At 71.1% G+C, this 23,742-nt stretch carries 15 protein-coding genes; 11 read left to right on the top strand and 4 right to left on the bottom strand.

All coding sequences use genetic code 11. The annotated features are described in order from the left end of the window. Nucleotides 1-18: 18 nt before the first annotated feature. Nucleotides 19-879 carry a response regulator gene (locus PWS46_RS13850; protein ID WP_434616279.1) on the top strand — a complete coding sequence of 287 codons (861 nt, stop codon included), beginning with the start codon at nt 19-21 and terminating at the stop codon, nt 877-879. A 15-nt stretch (nt 880-894) separates the two neighbouring features. Here the strand turns inward: PWS46_RS13850 and PWS46_RS13845 are convergent, their stop codons facing one another. Next, on the bottom strand, nt 895-1,104 hold the full coding sequence (locus PWS46_RS13845) for a cold-shock protein (protein WP_014249082.1): 210 nt from the start codon (nt 1,102-1,104) through the stop codon (nt 895-897). Nucleotides 1,105-1,392: 288 nt separating this feature from the next. Continuing rightward, a complete protein-coding gene (locus PWS46_RS13840) occupies nt 1,393-2,814 on the bottom strand; it encodes a sigma-54-dependent transcriptional regulator (protein WP_434616275.1) in 1,422 nt (473 codons plus the stop codon). A gap of 209 nt (nt 2,815-3,023) precedes the next feature. Here PWS46_RS13840 and coaBC point away from each other — a divergent pair, with 209 nt between their 5' ends. From coaBC to PWS46_RS13820, 4 genes are all read left to right on the top strand, one after another. Further along, a complete protein-coding gene (gene coaBC / locus PWS46_RS13835; RefSeq protein ID WP_434616272.1) occupies nt 3,024-4,256 on the top strand; it encodes a bifunctional phosphopantothenoylcysteine decarboxylase/phosphopantothenate--cysteine ligase CoaBC in 1,233 nt (410 codons plus the stop codon). Nucleotides 4,257-4,427: 171 nt separating this feature from the next. Further along, on the top strand, nt 4,428-4,883 hold the full coding sequence (gene dut / locus PWS46_RS13830; protein WP_434616269.1) for a dUTP diphosphatase: 456 nt from the start codon (nt 4,428-4,430) through the stop codon (nt 4,881-4,883). A 126-nt stretch (nt 4,884-5,009) separates the two neighbouring features. Beyond that, complete coding sequence (locus tag PWS46_RS13825; protein WP_434616266.1) at nt 5,010-8,762, top strand: ATP-binding protein; 3,753 nt, start codon at nt 5,010-5,012, stop codon at nt 8,760-8,762. A gap of 261 nt (nt 8,763-9,023) precedes the next feature. Then, nucleotides 9,024-11,246 (top strand): PAS-domain containing protein, encoded by a 2,223-nt coding sequence (locus PWS46_RS13820; RefSeq protein WP_434616263.1) that lies wholly within the window; start codon nt 9,024-9,026, stop codon nt 11,244-11,246. A 233-nt stretch (nt 11,247-11,479) separates the two neighbouring features. Here PWS46_RS13820 and PWS46_RS13815 read toward each other — a convergent pair whose 3' ends face one another. Then, nucleotides 11,480-12,424 (bottom strand): IS110 family transposase, encoded by a 945-nt coding sequence (locus PWS46_RS13815; RefSeq protein ID WP_434616260.1) that lies wholly within the window; start codon nt 12,422-12,424, stop codon nt 11,480-11,482. A 303-nt stretch (nt 12,425-12,727) separates the two neighbouring features. Then, entirely contained in the window at nt 12,728-13,765 is a 1,038-nt protein-coding gene (locus tag PWS46_RS13810; RefSeq protein WP_434616257.1) for an NAD(P)/FAD-dependent oxidoreductase, read from the bottom strand. A gap of 287 nt (nt 13,766-14,052) precedes the next feature. On the opposite strand from PWS46_RS13810, the gene PWS46_RS13805 reads away from it, so the two are divergent. From PWS46_RS13805 to addA, 6 genes are all read left to right on the top strand, one after another. After that, complete coding sequence (locus PWS46_RS13805) at nt 14,053-14,481, top strand: hypothetical protein (protein ID WP_434616254.1); 429 nt, start codon at nt 14,053-14,055, stop codon at nt 14,479-14,481. A gap of 109 nt (nt 14,482-14,590) precedes the next feature. Beyond that, complete coding sequence (gene tsaE / locus PWS46_RS13800) at nt 14,591-15,073, top strand: tRNA (adenosine(37)-N6)-threonylcarbamoyltransferase complex ATPase subunit type 1 TsaE (RefSeq protein WP_434616251.1); 483 nt, start codon at nt 14,591-14,593, stop codon at nt 15,071-15,073. Then, a complete protein-coding gene (locus PWS46_RS13795; protein WP_434616248.1) occupies nt 15,073-16,101 on the top strand; it encodes an aminoglycoside phosphotransferase family protein in 1,029 nt (342 codons plus the stop codon). Before tsaE ends, PWS46_RS13795 begins: the two co-directional genes overlap by 1 nt. A 1-nt stretch (nt 16,102) precedes the next feature. Further along, nucleotides 16,103-16,843, top strand: a complete 741-nt coding sequence (locus PWS46_RS13790; RefSeq protein ID WP_434616245.1) for a nucleotidyltransferase family protein — start codon at nt 16,103-16,105, stop codon at nt 16,841-16,843. 208 nt (nt 16,844-17,051) lie between these two features. Continuing rightward, a complete protein-coding gene (addB, locus tag PWS46_RS13785; RefSeq protein WP_434616242.1) occupies nt 17,052-20,015 on the top strand; it encodes a double-strand break repair protein AddB in 2,964 nt (987 codons plus the stop codon). 71 nt (nt 20,016-20,086) lie between these two features. Next, entirely contained in the window at nt 20,087-23,611 is a 3,525-nt protein-coding gene (addA, locus tag PWS46_RS13780; RefSeq protein ID WP_434616239.1) for a double-strand break repair helicase AddA, read from the top strand. Nucleotides 23,612-23,742 lie beyond the last annotated feature (131 nt).

The following is a 23,742-nucleotide window of genomic DNA, read 5'->3' as shown; positions in this document are numbered from 1 at the left end:
TCGCGGAGCCTCCTTCCGATGACGCAGCGGACGCCGCCGTCGCTTCTCCCCACGGATCTTCAGCCGGCCTCCTGCCGGATTCTGGTGGTGGAGGACAGTCCGCTGAATCAGATGCTGGTCACCGCCATCCTCGCCCAGGCCGGCCATCGCGCCGACACCGCCAACAACGGGCTGGAGGCGCTGATGGCGGCGCAGGCCGGCGGCTATGACCTGATCCTGATGGATCTGTCGATGCCGGAGATGGACGGGCTGACCGCCACCCGGCTGCTGCGCGACCTGCCGGGGCCGGCCGGCCGGGTGCCGGTGGTCGCCATGACCGCCGACACCGACGAGGCCGACCGCGTCCGCTGCCAGGATGCCGGCATGAACGACCATGTCGCCAAGCCGGTGGACCGGGCGGTGCTGCTGGAAACGGTGGAGAAATGGCTGCGTGCGGTGCAGGCACCGGGCCGGACCGCCGGTTTCGGCCCCTGCGCCCCGGCGGCGCCGGCGGCGGCGGGCGAGGTGCTGGACCGCGAGGTGCTGGCCCAGCTGGCCCAGGATCTGGAGGCGGAACTGCTGGCCGACGTGCTGCGGCAGTTCGTGGAGGAGACGCGGGAACGGGTGGCGCGCATCGCCGGGGAGACCGACCGCGCCGTTCTGACGCGGGAGGCGCACACGCTGAAAAGCACCGCCGGGACCTTCGGCGCCCGCGCCCTGTGCAGCGCCGCCCGCGCGCTGGAGATGGCGTGCCGGGCATCCGTCGCGGAACCGAAGGGGGCGAAAGGAGAAGGGGTCGGAGACGGGGCGGCGGACGCGGTGGAGAGGCTGCGCGGCGAGATTCCCCAACTGGCCGGGGACGCCATCGCGGCCTACCGCGCCGCCGGATATCCGGTCTGACTCAGTTTGGACGGGTCACTCGACGACGCTGATGTTCACCGCCGAATCCTTGCCGTTGGTGCCGCGGGCGACCTCGAACTGGACGCGCTGGCCTTCCGACAGGGCATGCAGGCCCGAGCGCTGGACCGCGGTGATGTGAACGAACACGTCCTTCGAACCGGCCTCCGGCGCGATGAAGCCGTATCCCTTGGTGGTGTTGAACCATTTGACGGTGCCGTTTGTCATGGGCCTCCCCCTAGTCACTGCGAAGCTGGTCTTTGCAAAGCACATGGGTCCGGGATCGCCGGCATCGGCCGCGCCGTGAGGCCTGCCGGGCAAGCGGAACCAAGACATTGTGCGGGGAGGCTAGCCGCATGCTGCGGTTGCGGGCAATTCCATCTCACGGCATAGGACCAACGACGTCCGCCTTCGGAGCGGAATTACGACCAAGGCGTCAATGCTTTGTCGAAGGGTATTAGCCCGTTTCTTGCGGTGCCAGGAGAGCCGGTAAGAAATCCTTGCTGAAATAAAGGCTTAGATTTTCCCTTCGGCCTGCCAGGCCAGACGCTTGCGGTAGATCGTCGAGGCGCTGATCTGCAGCAGCGCGGCGGCGCGCGGGATGTTGCCGTCGCAGGCGGCGATGGCATCCTCGATGGCGTCCTTCTCCACCTCCCACAGCGGCTTGATCGAGTCCGGGGAGGGCGGAACATGCGGGCGCGGGGCCGACAGGGCGCCGGCCGGCACGACGGCGGTGGCGGCATGGACCGGCACCGGCTGCGGCGTGCCCAGCGGCGGCGGCAGCATCTCCGGCATCACCGTGTCGCCGTCATGCAGCACGGCGACGATGCGCACGACATTCTGCAACTGGCGGACGTTGCCGGGCCAGTGATAGTGGCGCAGGGCATGCTCCGCCTCGGGCGAGAAGCGGGTGAAGCCCTTCTTCTCCTCCTTCGCGAACTCCGCCAGATAATGGCGGGCGATCTCCAGAACGTCGTCCTCGCGCTCGCGCAGCGGCGGCAGGTGGATGGGGATGACGTGCAGGCGATAGTACAGGTCCTCGCGGAACCGCCCCTCCTCCACCTCGCGCAGGGGATCGCGGTTGGTGGCGCAGACGATGCGCAGATCGACCTTCTCCAGCTTCGATCCGCCGACGGGGGTGAAAGTGCCGGTCTGGATGAAGCGCAGCAGCTTGGTCTGCAGGTCGGGCGCCAGCTCGCAGATCTCGTCCAGGAACAGGGTGCCGCCGTCGGCGCGGGCCGCCGCACCCTCGCGGTCGGACACCGCCCCGGTGAAGCTGCCCTTCACATGGCCGAAGATCTCGCTTTCCATGAGATCCTTCGGGATGGCGCCGCAGTTGATGGCGATGAAGGGGCGCGCGGCGCGCTGGCTCTGGCGGTGGATCGCCTCGGCGCAGACCTCCTTGCCGGTGCCGGATTCGCCGGTGATGAAGACGGTCGCGCGCGAGGAGGCGGCGCTGTCGACGATGCGGTAGACCGCCTGCATCGCCAGCGACGAGCCGATGAAGCCGTGATAGCGGGCGCGGTTCAGGTCCTTCTCGAAGGTGTCGACCAGCTGGGCCAGCCGCAGCCGCTCCATCGCGTTGCGGACCGTCACCACCAGCCGGTCGGCGGAGAAGGGCTTCACCAGGAAATCATAGGCGCCGTAGCGCATCGCCTCCACCGCCGCCTTCACCGAGCCGTGGGCGGTGATGACGATGACGGCGCAGGGCAGCGCCTGGGTGTCGATGCGTTTCAGCACCTCCATCCCGTTCATGTCCGGCAGCTGCAGATCCAACAGCACGACCATCGGCGCGCCGCCGTTCAGCTGCGCCAGCGCATCGGCCCCGGTCTCCACCGAGATGACGGTGTGGGATTCCTTTTTAAGGTATTCCGCATAGACACGGGCCAGCGACGGCGTGTCTTCGATCAGCAGGACGGGAATAGAACCTGGCGGCATGCTGTGGGTGACACGCGAAGGGTGGGGACGGAACAGCTCCTATTGTCTAACAGATAATTCTGAAAATCCCACCTTTACGCGCATGGCCGACAGCGCGAACACATCGAAATCGCCGCGGGACAGAGTATGTCGCGGCGGCGCCGCTTGCCGGGGCTGACGCGATGAACTATCAGCAACGGGCATCGGGGCGTCGGGAAGAGGGGTTCGCCATGGCCGATCACGCCATTCTGGCCGGCAAGCGCGTGCTGCTGGTCATCGCCGGCGGCATCGCCGCCTACAAGAGCCTGGAGCTGATCCGCCGCCTGCGCGAACGCGGCGTGACGGTGCGCGCGGTGCTGACCGAGGCCGGCGCCCGCTTCGTCACCCCGTTGTCGGTACAGGCGCTGACCGAGGATACCGTCTACCGCGACCTGTGGTCGCTGACCGACGAGTCGGAGATGGGCCACATCCGCCTGTCGCGCGAGGCCGACCTGCTGGTGGTGGCGCCGGCCACCGCCAACCTGCTGGCGCGCATGGCCGCCGGCATGGCCGACGATCTGGCCGCCACCGTGCTGCTGGCCACCGACAAGCCGGTGCTGGTCGCCCCCGCTATGAATGTCCGCATGTGGCGGCATGCCGCCACCCAGGCCAACATGGCCCTGCTGGAAAGCCGCGGCGTGCGGCGGATCGGCCCCAACGACGGGGTGATGGCCTGCAACGAATTCGGCCCCGGCCGCATGGCCGAGCCGATGGAGATCGTCGACGCCATCGCCGGCTTCTTCGCGGAGGAGGCGAGCCGTCTCCAGGGGCCGCTCGCCGGCCGGCGCGCCATCGTCACCAGCGGCCCGACGCACGAGCCGATCGACCCGGTGCGCTACATCGCCAACCGCTCGTCGGGCAAGCAGGGGCACGCCATCGCCGCGGCGCTGGCGGCGCTGGGAGCCGAGGTGACGCTGGTCAGCGGCCCGACCCGCCTGCCCGACCCGGCCGGCTGCCGCGTCGTCCATATCGAGACGGCGCGGGAGATGCTGGCGGCCTGCGAGGCGGCGCTGCCGGCCGACATCGCGGTCTGCGCCGCCGCGGTGGCGGACTGGCGCGTCGACGGTGCGTCCGACCGCAAGCTGAAGAAGGACGGCGGCGGCCCGCCGGCCCTGGCCCTGACCGAGAACCCGGACATCCTCGCCACCTTGTCTCGGCCGGGCGGGCACCGTCCGGCGCTGGTGGTCGGCTTCGCGGCGGAGACCGGCGACGTGCTGGCCTATGCCACCGCCAAGCGCGCTCGCAAGGGCTGCGACTGGATCGTCGCCAACGACGTCTCTCCCGGCACCGGCACCTTCGGCGGTAGTGACAACACCGTCCACCTGATCCGCGCCGACGACGTCGAAAGCTGGCCGACCCTGCCCAAGGACGCCGTCGCCGCCCGGCTGGCCGAGGCGGTGGCGGGGTATTTCGAGGGGAAGTAGCGTCTACCGGCGCCCCCACTCTGCGGTGCCCCAACCCCAACCCTCCCCCGCTGGGCGGGGGAGGGGACAATCGCTTGTACGGGAAAGCGGCGGCAGTCCCTCCCCCGCCCAGCGGGGGAGGTTAGGTGGGGGCAATCGTAAGCCTGAACGTCAACACCACAGGAACCACCCATGCCCCCCACCGTCGCCTTCCTCCGCCTGCCCGGCAACGACGACCTGCCGCTGCCCTCCTACGCCACCGACGGGGCCGCCGGGTTCGACCTGCGCGCCGCGGTGCCGGCCGATGCCCCGGTCGTGCTCGATCCCGGCAAGCGGGTGCTGGTGCCGACCGGTTTCGCCGTCGGGCTGCCGGCGGGGTGGGAGATGCAGATCCGGCCGCGCTCCGGGCTGGCGGTGAAGAACGGCGTCACCGTGCTGAACACGCCGGGCACCGTCGATTGCGACTACCGCGGCCCGGTCGGCGTCTGCCTGATCAATCTGGGCCAGGAGCCCTTCACCATCGCCCGCGGCGACCGCATCGCCCAGGCGGTGATCGCCGCGGCGCCGCAGGCGGTGCTGGTCGAGGTCGCCTCGCTGGACGAGACCGCGCGCGGCGCGGGCGGCTTCGGCTCCACCGGCGTCGCCTGACTTCCCGCTCCCCCGCCCCGCTTTCTATGGCATGATCGGCCAGCCGAGATGGCTGGGTCGGCGGCGAGCGTGGGGGTGGGCATGCGGAGTCCCCGGCGAATCCTGGGGCGGCCCCTGGGGCGGAGCGTGGCGTTCCGCATCCTGGCGGGGTTGACGGTCATCGGCGGGCTGGCCGCGGCGACCAGCGTCGTCGCCGTCTCGCTGTTCTCGCGCTTCCACCAGGGCTACGAGCAGATCGCCACCGCCAAGGTGCCGGGGCTGGTCGCCGCCGCCCAGCTGGTGCAGCAGAGCGGCGCCGTCGCCGCCATCGCCCCCGCCCTGGTCGCCGCCCCCGACCAGACCGCGCGCGACGCGGTGATGGCGCGCATGGACGGGCAGCTGGCGCGGCTGGAGGAGTTGACGGCCAGGCTGATCGACCTTGGCGGCACCGGGGGCGGCACCATGCGCCGTGCCGACCGGGCCGGGGCCGGAGCCGGAGCCGGCCAAGCCGAGTACAGCAGGGCCGAGTACAGCAGGGCCGATCTGGGCGAGCTGGACCGCCGCAAGAACGAACTGGTCGGCACGCTGCTGACCCTGAACGCCCAGGTCCGGCAGCAGCTGTCCCTGAACGCAGAGACCCGCGCCCGCGCCCAGGCGCTGGCCGCCCTGACCGCCCGGCTGGCGGCGGCGGGCACGCGGGAGGCCGACGCCTCCTGGCCGATGGAACTGCGGGCCGGCCTGCCCGATGCGGAGGCGGCGGACCGCGGCCGCGCGGCGCTGGAACGCTGGCGCCGTGAACTGACCGGGGCGGCGACCGCGCTGCTGGCGGTGCTGCGGGCAGAGGGCGACAGCAAGGGCGACGGTAAGGGCGACAGCAGCGGCGACGGCCAGCTCGACCGCCTCCGGGCCGACACCCGCGCCGCGCTGGACAGGGCGGCCGAGGCGCTGGCCCTGCTGCCGGCCGAGCGGGCGGCGCGGCTGGAGCCGCTGCAGCGCGAGGTGGTGGATCAGGCCTTCGGTCCATCCCCCCTGTTCGCGCTGCGCGAGGCGGAGCTGTCGCTGCAACGGGCGATCAAGCGGTCGGCGGCGCGCAACCAGGCGGTTTCCGACCAGCTGGTCGGCATCGTGTCCGACTATTTCCTGGCGGTGGAGCAGGACGTCGCCCGCCGGTCGACCGAGTTCGAGCGGGTGATCCGCGACGGCAAGCGGGCGGTGATCGCCATGGCGGTGCTGTCGATCCTGGGGGCCGCCGCCATTTTCGCCTACATCCATCGCAACGTGGTGGCGCGGCTGCGCCGGCTGCGCAGCGCCATGCAGGCGGTGGAGACGGCCGAGCCGGCAGGGATGCCCGATCTGGACCTTCCCGCCGTCACCCCGGCCGAAAGCCGCGACGAGATCGGCGAGATGGCCCGCGCGCTGGCCTATTTCGTCACCGCCATCCGCGCCCGCGAAAGCGCGCTGGCCGAGGGCGAGCGCAGGCTGCGCACCATCCTCGAGCAGAGCCCGGTCGGCGTCTCGATCCGCCGCGCCGACGGCACCGTCGCCTTCGCCAACGCCCGCGCCGCCGAGCTGGCCGGCCGGCCGCTGGAGGAGTTCGTCGGCAGCCGCCACGCGCCGGTCCTGCCCGCCGGGGCAGTTGGTCAGGGTGGCCGGGAGCCGGAGAGCGGCGGCGTGCTGGTGCGCGATGCCGAGGCGGCGGTGAACCGCCCCGACGGCAGCCGGGTCTGGGCGCTGAAGACGCTCCAGCGCACCAGCTTCGAGGGCGAGCCGGCGGTGTTGGCCTGGAGCTACGACATCACCGCGCGCAAGCAGGCGGAGGAGGCGCTGCGCGCCGCCAAGGAGCAGGCGGAGATCGCCGCCCGGTCGAAGGCGGAATTCCTGGCGACGATGAGCCACGAGATCCGCACCCCGATGAACGGCGTGCTGGGCATGCTGGAGCTGATGGCGCTGACCCCGCTGGACGAGGAGCAGCGCACGCTGGTCTCCACCATGCGGGACAGCGGGGCGGCGCTGCTGCGGATCATCGACGACATCCTGGACCTGTCGAAGATCGAGGCCGGGAAGCTGGAGCTGGAGGATCTGGACCTGCGCCCGGCGGAGCTGGTGGAGGGGGTCGCCGACCTGCTGGCGCCCCAGGCCCACCAGAAGGGGCTGGCGCTGATCTGCGACATCGACCGCTCGGTGCCGGAGCGGCTGCGCGGCGACTCCGGCCGGCTGCGCCAGATCCTGTTCAACCTGACCGGCAACGCCATCAAGTTCACCGACCGCGGCCGGGTGGTGCTGCGCGTCCGCGCCCTTTCCGATCCGGCCCGATCCCATCCAGGGGGACCGGAGCATGTCCGCCTGCATGTGGCGGTGGAGGACAGCGGCATCGGCATCGGGCCGGAGGGGCAGGCCCGGCTGTTCCAGCCCTTCAGCCAGGCCGACAGCTCCACCACGCGGCGTTTCGGCGGCACCGGGCTGGGGCTGGCGATCTGCACCCGGCTGGTCGAGCGGATGGGCGGGCGGATCGGCGTCTCCTCGGCGCCCGGTCGCGGGTCGACCTTCTGGTTCACGGTGGACCTGCCGCGCGCGGCGGAGCCGGCGCCCGCCCTGTCGCCCGCTCCGGCGCCGCTGGACGGCCTGTCCGTTCTGGCGGTCGACGAGGACGAGGTGCAGCGCGCGGTGCTGGCCCGCTATCTTGAACAGGGCGGTGCGACCGTGACGACCGCCGCCACGGTGGCCGATGCCGCATCGAAGCTGGGACGCGGCGGATTCGGGCTTCTGGTCACCACCACGGCGCTGGCCGGGCGGCTGGAGCCGCTGGCCGGCGCCCGCTGTCCCGGCCTGCCGCGGCTTCTGCTGGGCGACGGCAGGACGGGCGGCGGCGTGGCGGTCGCCTCTCCCCACGCGACACCAGTCCAGACGGCATCGGGCCAGACCGTCGGACTGGTGCAGCCGGTCCACCGCACCGCCCTGATCCGCGCCGCCGCGATCCTGACCGGCCGCTGCGCGCCCGATGCCGCCGGCCCCGCCTTGGAGGCTCCCTGCCTGCCGTCATGCCTGCCGTCGCCGGTTCCCGCCGATTCCGGCCCGATCCTGGTGGCGGAGGACCACCCGACCAACCAGCAGGTCGTGCTGCGCCAGCTGCGCCGGCTGGGCTATGCGGCGGAGCTGACGGCCGACGGCGAGCAGGCGCTGGCGGCATGGCGGCGTGGACGGCACCGGCTGGTCATCACCGACTGCCACATGCCGGCGATGGACGGCTATGAACTGGCCCGCCGCATCCGGGCGGAAGAGGATGGGCAGCGGGATGGGGGACCGCGGCACACCCCCATCGTCGCCATGACCGCCAACGCCCTGTCCGGCGAGATGGAACGCTGCCTGGCCGCCGGCATGGACGATTACCTCGCCAAACCGGTGACGCTGGCGCAGCTTGCGCGCGTGCTCGCCCGCTGGCTCGACCCCCGCACGGTCCCGGAGGCGCGGACGCCGGAGCCGCAGCCGGCGCCGACGGAGGAGGAGGAGGCGCTGCCGGTGCTCGACCTCGACCATGTGCGCGAGACCTTTGGGGGCATGGAGGGAAGCGGCCTGGACGCCGGCACGCTCGACATGATGGATTTCTTCATCGAAACGACGCAGCCCACGCTGGAGCGGGTGCGGCAGGCCCTCGATGCCGGGGAGATGGAGGAGGCGCGGGCCGCCGCCCATTCGGCCGCCGGAGCGGCGCGGACGGCAGGGGCGCGGGCACTGGCCGCCGCCTGCACCGCGCTGGAACGCGCCATTGTCGAGGCGCGCGCGTCGGATGTGGAACGGCACGCCCGAGCGATGGCCGCCGCCTTCCCGAAGGTCGAAAAGGCGATTCACGACCTGCGTCACACGAAAGAGACGGTGCCCAGCCCGGAAGAGAGCATGGCGTAACCGGACGTGCCGGAGCGAAAACTACCTGGGCGGGAAGGAAATCTCGAAAAGGCGCAAAGCGGACGGCTGTTCGCTTGTCGGTGGGAGAGGGCTGAACTACTCTGCGCTTCTTGATTCATTTCGACAGATTCGGCCGGGCAAGCGACAAGCCCGGCGGTCCCGGGGGTGAAAAGCGTGGTCGGTCTCGCTGGCTTCTTTTGGAACAAGGAAACCCGGCGCCAAGCCGATCACGCCGCCGCAGACCGTGACCGATGGCGGGCCATGCTGGCTGCCGCCCCGCATCCCTGGTGCGCATGGACGGAGCAGGGCGACAGCGCGTTATCCGAAGACGCGGCGGCCCTTCTGGGCATCTGCAATGCCGACGACCTGACCGCTTGCCTGAAGGTGCCGGACTTCGCTCCCGCACTCTCCCGCCTGCGCCGTGACGGCGAGCCCTTCCGCTGCGAGGCGGCGGCATCCGACGGGCGGCGGCTGGTGCTGACCGGCCGGCGCGGCCGGGCCGGCGATACCCATTGCGACGTGGTGTGGATCGAGGATGTGACCGTCGCCCGCGACGCCGCCAACGACGCCACGCGGCGTCAGGAGCAGGCGACCGGGGCGGCGCGCTCCCGCCTTGCCGAGCTGCAGGCGATGGCCGATGCGCTGCCGGTGCCGGTGTGGATGCGCGACCGCTCGCTGCGGCTGTCCTGGTGCAACCGCGCCTATGCCCGCGCCGTCGACGGCGATCCCGACAGTGTGGTGACGGAGGGGCGGGAGCTGACCGCCGCCGGCCGCGCGCTGGCCGAACGGGCGCGCAGCGGCGGCTTCGCCCAGTCCGACCGCGCTCCCGTGGTGATCGGCACCGAACGCCGCCTGCTGGAGGTGACGGAAGCGCCGCTGCCGCTGACCGACGGTGGCGGCACGCTGGTGGTCGGCTATGCCCTCGACCTGACCCCGCTGGAGGAGCTGCGCGGCGAGCTGGACCGCCACCTGACCGCCCATGCAGAGGTGCTGGAACGGCTGGGCACCGCCATCGCCATCTTCGGCCCCGACACCCGCCTGACCTTCTTCAACCAGGCCTATGCCCGGCTGTGGGAGCTGGACGAGGGGTGGCTGCGCACCGAACCGACCAACGCCGAACTGCTGGAGGAGCTGCGCGCCCGCCGCCGCCTGCCGGAATATGCCGACTACCAGACCTTCAAGCGCGAGCGCTTGACCCGCTACACCCATCTGGTGGAGCCGGTGGAGGAGATGCTGCACCTGCCGGACGGCACCACGCTGCGCCATCTGGCGGCGCCGCACCCGCAGGGCGGGCTGATCACCATCCTGGAGGACGTGACCAACACGCTGGCGCTGGAATCCTCCTACAACACGCTGATGGCGGTGCAGCAGGAGACGCTGGACAATCTGGCGGAGGGCATCGCCGTGTTCGGCGGCGACGGCCGGCTGAAGCTGTCCAACCCGGCCTTCGCCCGCATCTGGGATCTGGCCGACGGCGACCTGCACGGCGAACCGCATATCGCCGACGTCATCGAGCGCATGCGCCCGCTGCTGGAGATGCAACCGGCGGACAAGGGGGCGGACAGGATTGCGGAAAAGGTCGCCGACAGGCCGGGCGAGGCCGCCACCTGGGAGGCGGTGAAGGAGGAGCTGGTCGGCGCCACGCTGGAGCGCAGCGTCCGTTCCGGCCGGGTGGAGCGCAGCGACGGGTCGGTGGTGGAGTTCTCCACCCTGCCGCTGCCCGACGGGGCGGTGCTGAACAGCTATCTCGACGTCACCGACGGTGCCCGGCTGGAGACGGCGCTGCGCGCCTCCAACGCCGCGCTGGAGGCCGCCGACCAGTTGAAGAGCGAGTTCATCGCCAACGTCTCCCACCATCTGCGCACGCCGCTGAACGGCATCATCGGCTTCGCCGAGATGCTGGCGAACCAGTATTTCGGCGAGTTGAACGACCGCCAGATGGAGTATGTGCGCAGCATGCTGACGGCCGGCCAGCGCCTGCTGGAGTTGATCGACGACGTGGTCGACCTGACCAGCCTGGGCGCCGGCGTCACCACGCTGGAGCGCGGCGCGGTCAACCTGCCCGACCTACTCGAGTCGGTGGCCGGCCTGACCCGCGACTGGGCGCGGCGCGAGGGGCTGCGGCTGGAGGTGGTGGCGCCGGACGCGCTTGGCGAGATGGAGGGCGACGGCAAGCGGCTGAAGCAGGCGCTGTTCACCCTGGTGGTGGGCGCCATCCGCCACCCGCCGCCCGACCGCCGCATCCGTTTGGCCGGCGAGCGGCTGAACGGCAGCATCACCCTGTCGGTCAGCGGCGCCGCGGCGCCCGACGCCGACCCGCAGGGTGCGGCGGCGCTGGGCGTGTCGCTGGCCCGCAACGTGGTGGAACTGCATGGCGGCCGGCTGGAACTGGACGAGACCGGCGCCGCCGGGGTCTACCGCAACGCCCATGTCCGCTGCATCATGCCGGTGCGCGCGCCGGTGAACGGGGTGAAGGCGGAGTAGGGGGAGTAAAATACCTCCCTCTCCCGCCCCGGGAGAGGGAAGGGGCCCATGCGGAGCATGGGAAGGGTGAGCAACCGTATTTTTCGGTAGCGCGAACTGAACCGTTCGTGCTCCCCGTCAAGGCTCGCGCTAGCGCGCGCCCGCCCTTCGGGCGGCTCCGGCCTTGACGGGTGCGCGCGCCCGGTTCGTTTGGCTTGGCATGCGGTCGACGGCAAGCGCCGACCGCTGCTGGGTCAAGCGCTTTTGACTGTCCAGTCCTGGCCTTTGGCGATCATCGCGTTGAGACGGACGATCAGCTTGTGCATGCAGGCAGTCAAAGCGACCTTGGCCGGCTTTCCCTTGGCTCGCAGGCGGTTGTAGAAATCGGCGATGGCTCCGGAGGTTCGGGTCGCGGCGACCTGTGCGGCCATGTAGAGCGTACGCCGGACGTCGGCCCGTCCTCCGGCGATGTGACGCTGGCCGTGCCAGCGGCCGCTGTCGCGATCGAAGGGCGCCACCCCGGCCAGAGCGGCGATCTGCTTGCTGCTGATCCGCCCTAGTTCTGGAAGCAGTACGGCCAAGCTCATTGCGGTGATCCACCCGATCCCAGGCGCGCTGCACAGCCGCTCGATGGTGGCTCCCAGAGCCGTTTGCGCACGGGTACGTTCCCGAAGCTTGACCTCCACCGCCTCGATCGCCCGATCCAAACCCTCCATCGCTGTCGCCAGGATCCCCCGGGCTTCACCATCGAGCATGGCGGCGACCCGCTTGAGATCGGCCCGCTTGTCGCTCAGCAGGCGGCGCAGCCTCACGTAGCCGGCCAGTTCTTCGTGTTCGGGATCGCTCAGGCTGTCAGCCAGGGCAAGGGCAGAGGCCGTGAACTCGGCGATCACAGCCGCATCGATCCGGTCATTCTTCGCCCGCAGTCCCTTGGCCTTGGCAAAGCAGCGAACCCGGGCGGGATCAAATACCGTGACCGGCAGCCCGGCGTCGCGCAAAGCGGTCCGGACGCCCCGCTCATAGCCGCCGCTGGCTTCCATCCCGACACGGCAGACGCCATGGCTGGTCAGCCGGGCAATCAGCTCACGATGCCCATCGCCAGTGTTGACGACGTGGAACTTGTCTTCCGCCCCAAAGAGCGCAACATCCAGACGGGATTTGCCGCAGTCGATCCCTGCGGTGACAGCGATGGTCGACATCCTTGGTTCCTTCCTTGTGGTGCGGGCTCAAACCCGAGCAACCGTTCGGACTTCAAGGAAGGGAGGCCGCCCCAAGCTCACCCACGGTTTCCAAACCAAGGGGCATACGGGGTCGGCAACCCTGGACGGCTTGCTCATGACAAGCCGTCCAGGGAGCAATCTAGGAACTTTCAATTACACAAGGGGGTAGGCACGAAGCTCGCGCTTCGGGGCCATGCGGTTCAGGTTTCTTGGATCACCCCTCACCCTCCCCGCCTTCGGCGGGTCCCCTCCCTCTCCCGGGACGGGAGAGGGCATCTCAACTCACGCCGCGCCGGGGACGCCCTTCGAGGTCGAATATTCGAAGTGCAGCGCCTCGCCGGGATAGACCAGCGGGCGGATGGCGTGGGCGGCCTGCGCTGCTTCGGCGAAGCCGCAGAGGATCAGCTTCAGCTTGCCGGGATACGTCGCGATATCGCCGATGGCGAAGACGCCCGGAACGTTGGTGGCGCAGCCGGGCTGGGCCACCGCGATATGGCTGCGCTCCAGATCCAGCCCCCAGTCGGCGATCGGCCCGAGATTCATCGACAGGCCGAAGAAGGCGAGCAGCGCGTCGGCCGGCAGCGCCTTTTCCTCGCCGTCCAGCGTGGCGACGCGCACCGCGGTCAGCTGGCCGTTCTCTCCGTCCAGGCCGGACAGCTGGTAAGGCACCACCATCTCGACGCGCCCCTCGCGCACCAGGGCTTCCATGCGGGCGACGCTTTCGGGGGCGGCGCGGAACTTCGGACGGCGGTGGACGACATAGACACGCTCCGCCACGTCGGCCAGGGATATGGCCCAATCGACCGCGCTGTCGCCGCCGCCGGCGATCACCACCTTCTTGCCGGCGAAGTCCTGGCGGCGGCGCACCATGTAGAAGACCGACTTGCCCTCATAGGCCTCCAGCCCGTCGAGCGGCGGGCGGTTGGGACCGAAGGCGCCGCTGCCGGCGGCGATGATCACCGCCTGGGTGTCGATCTTCGTGCCGATGCTGGTCTCCACCAGCCAGCGCCCGCTGTCCTGGCGCGTCAGCTTCTCCACCTGCTGGCCCAGGTGATAGGTGGGCGAGAAGGGGGCCGCCTGCTCCGCCAGCCGGTCGATCAGGTCGGCCGCCTCGATCGAGGGATGGGCCGGGATGTCGTAGATCGGCTTTTCCGGGTAGAGCGCGGTGCACTGGCCGCCGACCATGTCCAGCGCGTCCACCACGTGGCAGCGCATCTTCAGCATGCCGCATTCGAATACGGCGAACAGCCCGACGGGGCCGGCGCCGACGATGACGACATCGGTGGTGAGGACATCGTGGCTGGAGGCGGTCTGCGACATGAAAGCCAATTCCTTGAGACGGGGTGCCGGTTGGAGGATGATGCGGAAGGGTCGGCGAACGATCCTTCCATTGTCCGCATTTCCCGGCCGGGTCAACCCCCCGCAAAGGGAAAGCGATCCTGTGTCGCGTGCGAGGCAGGACGACGGATCGTCGGAACCGAGCAACAATTTCGCATAAATTCGCTTAAATTTGTCGATTGCACGCGGCGGTGGCGAAGCGGAAAGTGAAGGTCGGCGGCGGATAACCGGGCTTTCTTTGCCTGGAGGCCGGTCGGGTGGAGGTCCGAATGAAGGAACTTCGGTGTCTGGTCTTCACCGACCAGGAGGTGGTGCGGGCCGTGCTGGACCGCCGGCGGCGGGTGAAGGACACATTGCCGGTCGGCACCGTGTCCAAGGTCGTCTATCACCGCAACGAGGGGCCGGAGCAGGAGGGCATCGAAACCCGCCTGAGCATCACCGACGACGACGGCGCGGTGACCGAGCTGGTGCTGGCCGACACCGAGGTGACGGCGGCGCTGGTTGGCTATTGCATGGGCCGGCGCATCCCCCTGCCGGTGGCGTCCGACAAGATGCTGCACCTGATCAACGGCGCGCTGACGCTGATGATCACCATGAACTTCAACAAGGCGCCGCGGCTGGTGGTGGCCGGCGCGGCAGAGGGAGTTGGCGCGGGCGCGGGCGACCGCCTGTCGCCCAAGCGGCGGATCGGCCGGTAAGGATCGGCCGGTAAGGATCGGCCGGTAAGGATCGGCCGGTAAGTCTGCCGCTGACCCACCCTTCTTTCCGGCTTGCGGGCGGGCGGCGGCTTCGCACAGTATCCGCGCCATGTCGGACACTCCCCTTCACACCATTGCGATCCAACTGCCTGACGAGGCCGCCACCGCGGCGCTGGGCCGCCGGCTGGGCGTCCTGCTGCGGCCGGGCGACCTCGTGGCTCTGCGCGGCGATCTCGGCGCCGGCAAGTCGGCGCTGTCGCGGGCGTTGATCCGCAGCGTCACCCACGAGGACGCCGAGGTGCCGTCCCCCACCTTCACCCTGGTGCAGACCTACGACACCGCCATCGGCCCGGTCTGGCATTTCGACCTCTACCGCCTGTCGGGGCCGGACGAGGTGTATGAGCTGGGCTGGGACGACGCGCGGGCCGAGGCGGTGGCGCTGGTCGAATGGCCGGATCGGCTGGGTCCGCTACTGCCGCCCGACCGGGTCGAGGTGACGATGGAGCATGACGGCCCCGACGCCCGACGCGCCACGCTGACCGGCCATGGCGCGCTGGCGGCGCGGGTGGCCGCCGCCGACTGGACGCTGTGATGGCGGCTGTCTCTTCCGCACGGGAAGCGGAGATCGCCGCCTTCCTCGCCGCCAACGGCCTGTCCGATGCTGCGCGGGAGCCGTTGGCCGGCGATGCCTCCGCCCGGCGCTACGAGCGCCTGCGCAAGGCGGACGGCGCAACTCTGATCCTGGTGGACACGCCCGCCCCGGCGGACGACCTCGTTCCCTTCATGGCCATCGGCGCCGAACTGGCAGCCATCGGGCTGTCGGTGCCCGCCGTGCTTGCGTCGGATGTGGAACGGGGATTGGCGATCCAGGAAGATTTCGGAAGCGAAACATTCTCCCGCCTGCTCGTGGACGCTTCCGATCCTCAACCGCTCTATGAGATGGCGACCGATGCGCTGGTCACCATCCACCGCGGCTGGCCCGAGGGGGCGGCGCAGCGGCTGGCCCTGCCCGTCTACGATCCGGACCTGTTCATCGCCCAGACCCGGCTGTTCATCGACGCCTATATGCCGGTGGTGCTGGGAAAGCCCTTGAGCGACGATGATCGTTCCGGTTTCGATACGGCTTGGCGGACGGTGCTGGAGCCGGTCTGCGCCGGAGCGCCGTCGCTCCTGCTGCGCGACTACCACGTCGACAATCTGATGCGGCTGGATCGGCCGGGGGTACGGGCGGCCGGCCTGATCGACTTCCAGAGCGCCGGCTGGGGACCGCGGGCCTACGATCTGGTGTCGCTGCTGGAGGATGCGCGGCGCGACGTGGCGCCCGATCTGGCCGAGGCGATGGTCGCGCGCTACCTCGCCGCTTTCCCCGAAACCGATGCCGCCGCCTTCCGCCGCGCCATGGCGGTGCTGGGGGCGGCGCGCCACACGCGGATCGTCGCCATCTTCGTCCGTCTGGCGCTGAGCCAGGGGCGGCGGTCCTATCTTGTCCATCTGCCGCGGGTCTGGCGCCTGCTGGAGGCCCAACTGGCGAAACCGGAACTGGCGCCCGTCGCCGCCTGGTTCGACCGCCATCTGCCGCCCGAGGCCCGTGCCGCCTTCGTCGTTCCGGAGACGATCTGAGATGACCGTGACCATTCCCCAGACAGCCATGGTGCTGGCCGCCGGCCAGGGTCTGCGTATGCGTCCGCTGACCGACCACAGGCCGAAGCCGCTGATCCCGGTGCTGGGCAAGCCGATGCTGGACCATGCCCTGGACCGGCTGGCCGAGTCCGGCGTCGGCCGCGCGGTGGTCAACAGCCATTATCTGGGCGCCATGATCGGCGATCATCTGAAGGGCCGGACCTCCCCCGCCATCACCCTGTCGCCGGAGGACACGCTGCTGGAGACCGGCGGCGGGGTGAAGAACGCCCTGCCCCTTCTGGGATCCGCGCCGATCTACACGGTGAATGCCGACATCTTCTGGCTGGACGGGCCGGTGCCGGCCCTGCGCCGTCTAGCATCGCACTGGAACCCGGCGGAGATGGACGCGCTGCTGCTGCTGATGGCGACGACCAAGTCGGTCGGCTATGACGGGCTCGGCGACTATCACATGGACCCGCTGGGCGGCCTGACCCGGCGGGGCGAGCGCGAACTGGCGCCCTTCGTCTATGCCGGGGTGCAGATCGTCAAGCCGGAGCTGTTCGGGGCGGACACGCCGGACGGCGCCTTCTCCACCAACCTGATCTGGGACCGCGCGCAGGCGGCGGGGCGGCTGTTCGGCCTCGCCCATGACGGGCTGTGGTTCCACATCGGCACGCCGGCCGGGCTGAAAGAGGCCGAGGATCTGCTGGCCATCGGCGGCGTGCGGGCGGTGGCGCATTGAGGGCGGAGCTGAGCTATACTCAACGGGACGTTTTGCCCCCTCCCTAACCCTCCCCCTCTTCGAGGGAGAGGGAACTTCGCCGCCCTTGCACTTACTCCCTCTCCCGCGATCGGACCGGCCGAGGGCGGCCGAGGGCGGGGGAGGGTTGGGGAGGGTTGGGGAGGGGGCACTCGGCGCCTGCACCATCAAGCACCAGTCCGGACAGTCAATGACCCACCCCAAAGTCTACAGCATCCCCGCAGGCGCGCCCTTCGTCGACATGCTGGCGGCGGGGATCATGGAACGGGTGGGCGGCGACCCGATGGCGCTGGCCGGGGTCACGGTGCTGCTGCCGACGCGGCGTGCCTGCCGAGCGCTGCAGGCGGCCTTCCTGCGCCGCTCCGGCGGACAGCCGACCCTGCTGCCGCGGATGGCGCCGCTGGGCGAACTCGACGCCGGTGACCTCAGCCTGACCGAGGAGGAGCTGCCCGACGTCCCGCTCGATTTGCCGGAAGCGATCTCGCCCCTGAACCGGCAGATGACGCTGGCGCGGCTGATCCTGGGCGCCGACGGACTGTCGGCGACCACGGCGCAGGCGGTGCGGCTGGGCGCCGATCTCGGCCGGCTGATCGACGCGGTGTGGACCGAGCGCGCCGGCTTCGAGAAGCTCGAGTCGCTGGTGCCGGAGGATTATGCCGAGCACTGGCAGGTCACGCTGAAATTCCTGCGCATCATCACCGAGGTCTGGCCCGCCATCCTCGAGTCGACCGGCGAGACCGACCCGGCCAAGCGCCGCAATCTGGCGCTGGAAACCCAGGCCGCCCTCTGGCAGGCCGCTCCGCCGCCGGGCATGGTGATCGCCGCCGGCTCCACCGGCTCCATCGCCGCGACGACGGAACTGCTGGCGGTCATCGCCCGGCTGCCGCAGGGGGCGGTGGTGCTTCCCGGCCTCGACACCGGCGCCGACGACACCATCTGGGATGCCATCGCCGCCGACGAGTCCCACCCGCAGCATGGGCTGTCACAGCTGATCCATCTGCTGGGCGTCACCCGCGCCGAGGTTCAGCCCTGGACCGACGCCGTCGAACCGCGCGGCGCCCGCGCCCGCCTGATCGCCGAGGCGATGCGCCCTGCGGCGACCACGGAGGGCTGGCGCGAGCTGTCGGGCGTGGATGCCTCGGCGCTGGACGGGCTGACCCGCATCGACGCCGCCACGTCGGAGGAAGAGGCGCAGGTCATCGCACTGCTGATGCGCCATGCGCTGGAGACGCCGACGAAGACCGCCGCCCTCATCACCCCCGACCGCAACCTGGGCCGCCGGGTCGCCATGGCTTTGGCGCGCTGGGGCATTCTGGTCAACGACTCCGGCGGCCAGCCGCTCGCCCACACCGCGGTCGGCACCTATCTGCGGCTGACGGCGGAGCTGGTGGCGAGCCGTGTCCATCCGCTGGCCCTGCTTGCGCTCGCCAAGCATCCGATGGCGGCGGGCGGCCGCGACTCGGCGGATTTCCGCGCCGCCGCCCGCGCGCTGGAGCGCATCGTGCTGCGCGGCCCGCGCCCGGCCGAGGGGTTCGACGGCGTGTTGGCGGCGCTGGAACAGGCCGACCGCTTCGACCATGAGGAACAACAGGAGTTCCTGCGCGGCTGGCTGGTCGACATCGGCCAGCGCGCCGCCCCCTTCCTGGAGGCGCTGACCACCGACACGCCGCTGGCCGACCTCGTGCGCGCCCATGTCGCCTTCTGCGAATCCCTGGCCGCCGACGACGCGCTGACCGGGGCGGAGCGGCTGTGGCGGCAGGACGACGGCGAGGAGGCGGCGCGCTTCGTCCACGATTTGCTGGACGCGGCGGAGGGATTCCCGGCCATCCCGGCCAAGGATTACCCGGCGCTGCTGGATGCGCTGATGAGCGCGCGGGCGGTGCGCCCCCGCTATGGCCTGCACCCGCGCCTGTTCATCCTGGGTCCGATGGAGGCGCGGCTCCAGCATCTCGACCTGACCATCCTGGGTGGGCTGAACGAGGGGACCTGGCCGCCGGCCGCCTCCGCCGATCCCTGGATGTCGCGGCCGATGCGGCGCGATTTCGGCCTGCCCAGCCCGGAACGGCTGGTCGGCATGTCGGCCCATGACTTCGCCCACGCCTGCGGCGCGCCCGAAGTGGTGCTGACCCGCGCCGCGCGGGTGGAGGGCACGCCGACCGTGCCGTCGCGCTGGCTGCTGCGGCTCGAAACCGTGCTGAAGGCGGTCGATCTGGACGGCGTGATCGAGGAGCGCGGCGCCTGCTGGCTCGGCTGGGCGCGCGGGCTGGACGAACCCGACCGCGTGCAGCCGGTGTCGGCGCCCGAACCGCGGCCGCCGCTGACCGCCCGGCCGCGCAAGCTGTCGGTGACGGAAATCGAGACCTGGATGCGCGATCCCTACGCCATCTATGCCCGCCACGCCCTGCGGCTGCGGGCGCTCGACCCCATCGCCGCCGATCCGGGGGCATCCGACCGCGGCCAGATCATCCACGACACGCTCGACGCCTTCGTCCGCGAGTATCCCGGCCCCCTGCCCCATGATGCGCTCGACCGGCTGATCGCGCTGGGGCGCGAGCGCTTCGGCCCGCTGCTGCGCAGCCATCCCGACGTCTGGGCCTTCTGGTGGCCGCGCTTCGAGCGGGTCGCCGGCTGGTTCGTCGATCTGGAGCGCGAGCGCCGCCCCCGCATCCGTCCGCTGGCGACCGAGGTGCCGGGCCGGCTGGAGCTGTCCGGCCCCGGCGGCCCCTTCACCCTGACCGCCAAGGCCGACCGCATCGACCGCGGCCCCGATGGGCTGGTGGTGATCGACTACAAGACCGGCACCCCGCCGAGCGCGCGGGAGATCGAGCTGGGCTTCGCCCCGCAGCTGCCGCTGGAGGCCGCCATCGCGGCGGCGGGCGGCTTCAGCGGGGTGGACAAGGGCGCCGTGGCCGAACTGACCTTCTGGCGCCTGTCCGGCGGCGACCCGGCCGGCGAGGAGAAGCCGGTGAAGGGCGACCCGGCGGCATTGGGCGAGGAGGCGCGAGCCGGGCTGGAGGCGCTGATCGCGCAATTCGACGACCCGAACACGCCCTACCGCTCCCGTCCGCGCCCGGCAATGGCGCCGCGCTACACAGACTATGCCCATCTGGCCCGCGTTCAGGAATGGTCGTCGGGCGGCGGAGAGGGTGAGTGATGCGGGGCACTCCAGTCCGGGGCAATGTCCCTCTCCCCGGGGGGGAGAGGGGATCTGCGGAAGCTCTGCCCATGACCATGACCGACCTGTCCCCCCGTACCCTGCCGCTCGATCCCAACGTGGCGCAGCGGCAGGCGTCCGATCCGACGGCGTCGGTGTGGGTCGGTGCCTCGGCCGGGTCGGGGAAGACCAAGGTGCTGACCGACCGGGTGCTGCGGCTGATGCTGTCCGGCACGCCGCCGGCGCGCATCCTCTGCCTGACCTTCACCAAGGCCGCTGCCGCCGAAATGGCGATCCGCATCAACCGGACGCTCGGCCTGTGGGCCACCCTGCCCGACGACGCGCTGGAGGACCGGCTGGCCGACCTGTGCGGCGAGCGGCCCAGCATGGAGGCGCGGCTGAACGCCCGGCGGCTGTTCGCCCAGGTGGTGGACTGCCCCGGCGGCATGAAGATCCAGACCATCCACGCCTTCTGCCAGTCGCTGCTGCGCCGCTTCCCGCTGGAAGCCGAGCTGGCGCCGCATTTCGACGTGATGGACGAGCGCACCGCCGATGGGCTGCTGACCGAGGCCCGCGACGCCGTTTTGCATGCCGGCCGGACGGAGCCGGACAGCCCGCTCGGCCGCGCCATGGGCCGGCTGACCGGCGACCTGAACGCGGAGGATTTCGCCGGGCTGCTGGCGGAGCTGGCGAGCCAGCGCGGACAGGTGGAACGGTTGCTGAAGGACTTCCACGGGTTGGACGGGCTGATCGACGCCATCCACGACCGGCTGGGCGTGCCGCCGGGCGTGACCGAGGAGTCGATCCTGACCCACGCCTGCCGTGACGACCAGTGCGACCCGCCGGCCCTGCGCGAAGCCTGCCGGGCGCTGTCGGGCGGCAGCGCAGGCGACCAGGAACGCGGCATCGCCATCCAGCAGTGGCTGGACGCCGCCGACCGCCGGGTCCGCGCCTTCGACGCCTACAAGCGGCTGTTCCTGACGGCGGAAGGCAGCCCGCGCAAGACGCTGATGACCAAGAAGCCGGCCACCGCCTACCCGCAGGCGCTGCTGTCCTTGCAGAAGGAGGCGGAGCGGCTGGTGGAGATTTCGGAGCGGGTCAAGGCCGCCGGGGTCGCCGCCTCGACCACCGCGCTGCTGACGCTGGCGCAGGCGATGCTGGACGCCTACCGCGACCGCAAGGCGGCGCGCGCGCTGCTGGATTACGACGACCTGATCCTGGCGGCCAACCGGCTGCTGAGCGGCGGCGACGGCAAGGCGCCGCGGGTGCCGTGGGTGCTCTACAAGCTGGACGGCGGCCTCGACCATATCCTGATCGACGAGGCGCAGGACACCAACCCCGACCAGTGGGCCATCGTCGCCGCGCTCGCCGGCGAGTTCTTCGCCGAACTGGAGGCCGCGGCACCCGACGGAAAGATCCGCACCGTCTTCGCGGTGGGTGACGAGAAGCAGTCGATCTTCAGCTTCCAGCGCGCCGATCCCGCCGAATTCGCCCGCATGCGCCGCCATTTCCAGGACAAGGCCGAGTCGGCGGAGCGGCTGTGGGCGGGCGTCGACCTCGACATCTCCTTCCGCTCGACCTCCGCGGTGCTGGAAACGGTGGACGCCGTCTTCGCCATCGACCGCGCCCGCGACGGCGTGGCGTCCGATGCCAGCCCGGTCATCCGCCACCGCGCCTTCCGGCGCGGACAGGCCGGTCTGGTCGAACTGTGGCCGCCGGTGAAGCCGGCCGAAGCCCTCGAGACGCCGGCCTGGGCGCCGCCGGTGGCGCGCGAGTCCGCCGATTCGCCGTCGGCCCGCCTCGCCTCGGTCATCGCGGCGACGGTGCATCGCTGGATCGACAGCGGCGAAACGCTGGAGGCCAAGGGCCGGCCGGTGCAGCCCGGCGACGTGATGGTTCTGGTCCGCCGCCGCACCGCCTTCGTCACCGAACTGGTCCGCGCGCTGAAGGACCGCGGCGTGCCGGTGGCCGGCGTCGACCGCATGGTGCTGACCGAACAGCTGGCGGTGATGGATCTGGTGGCGCTGGCCGATTTCCTGCTGCTGCCCGACGACGACCTGACGCTCGCCACCGTGCTGAAGGGGCCGCTGATCGGGCTGACCGAGGAGGAGCTGTTCCGCGTCGCCCATGGCCGGCGCGGCACGCTGTGGCGCTCGCTGGTGGCACTGGCGGAGACGGAACCGGAGTTCCGCCCGGCCCGCCGCTATCTCGGCGACCTGCTGGCGCGCACCGACTTCTCAGCCCCCTACGAGCTGTTCGCCGGGCTGCTGAACCGGCCCTGCCCGGCCGACGGGCGGTCGGGGCGGCGGGCGATCCTGAAGCGGCTCGGCCCCGACGCCCAGGACCCGCTGGAGGAGTTCCTGGCCGTCTGCCTCGCCTTCGAGAAGACGGAACCGCCGTCCCTGCAGAATTTCCTGGCCTGGCTGGCGGCCAGCGACGCGGAGATCAAGCGCGAGCTGGAGCAGGGCGGCGGCACCGTGCGGATCATGACGGTCCACGGCTCCAAGGGCTTGCAGGCGCCCATCGTCTTCCTGCCCGACACGCTGGGCAGCCCGACCCAGAGCCCGCCGATCCTGTGGCCGGACGAGGATTGCCCGGTGCCGCTGTTCGCCGCCCGCCGGTCCCAGGAGGACGCGCTGTGCGCCGAGGCGCGGGCGCGGGCCAACCGGCGGCGCGACCAGGAATACCGCCGGCTGCTCTATGTCGCGCTGACGCGGGCGGAGGACCGGCTCTACATCTGCGGCCATCAGGGCAAGCGCGAGCCGTCCGACGATTGCTGGTACCGGCTGGTCGAGGAGGCGATGCGCGACAACGGCGTGCCGCATGACTTCGACTTCACCGGCCTGTGCCCCGACGGCTGGGCCGGCGACGGCTGGCGGCTGGTCGGCGCCCAGACCGCCGTGGTGCCGCGCCATGTCGAGACGGAGGAGAGCGCATCGGCCGAGCCGCCGCCGCCCTGGATCGCCGAACCGCCGCCGGGCGAGCCGGAGCCGTCGCGCCCGCTGACCCCGTCGCGCCCCGATGGCGAGGAACCGGCGGTGCGCTCCCCGCTCGGCAACGACGATGGCCAGCGCTTCCGCCGCGGCCTGCTGGTCCACCGGTTGCTGCAGACCCTGCCCAATCTGGCCGGGGAGGCGCGGGAGGCCGCCTGCCGCCGCTTCCTGGCCCGGCCGGCGCACAAGCTGACGCCGGAGCAGCAGGACGCCATCGCGCGCGAGACGCTGGCGGTGCTGAGCCATGCGGAGTTCGCGCATCTGTTCGGCCCGGACTCGCGGGCGGAGGTGCCGCTGGTAGGATTGGTGGCGCTGGGCGACGGCAGCCGGGCGCTGGCCGGCCGTATCGACCGGCTGGCGCTGACCGGGGATACGGTGTGGATCGTCGACTATAAGACCAACCGGCCGCCGCCGCGGGATTTGGAAGACGTGCCAATGGTTTACCGGCGTCAGATGGCGGCCTACCGCGAGGCCTTGCGGGCGGTCTATCCGGGGCGGCGGGTCCGCTGCGTGCTGCTGTGGACCGACGGCCCCTACACCATGGAGCTGCCGCCCTCGGTGCTGGATGCGGCGGCGGCCGGACTGGGGCCAAGGCCGGGGTGAGGGAGGGCCGGCGGGTCCCCCGAAAGATGGGGTGACTTGACCGGCCGGGCGCCTCCGCCCTACATTTTGCTCAATTCCACTGACGGGGCGATGGCCGCCGGCCTTACACAACCGGTCCGCGGCGCTTCCGA

The sequence above is a fragment of the Azospirillum sp. B2RO_4 genome, assembly GCF_051124815.1.
Taxonomy (GTDB): domain Bacteria; phylum Pseudomonadota; class Alphaproteobacteria; order Azospirillales; family Azospirillaceae; genus Azospirillum.
Note: the sequence above shows the minus strand (reverse complement) of the source record. Positions and strands in the feature narration are given on the sequence as shown.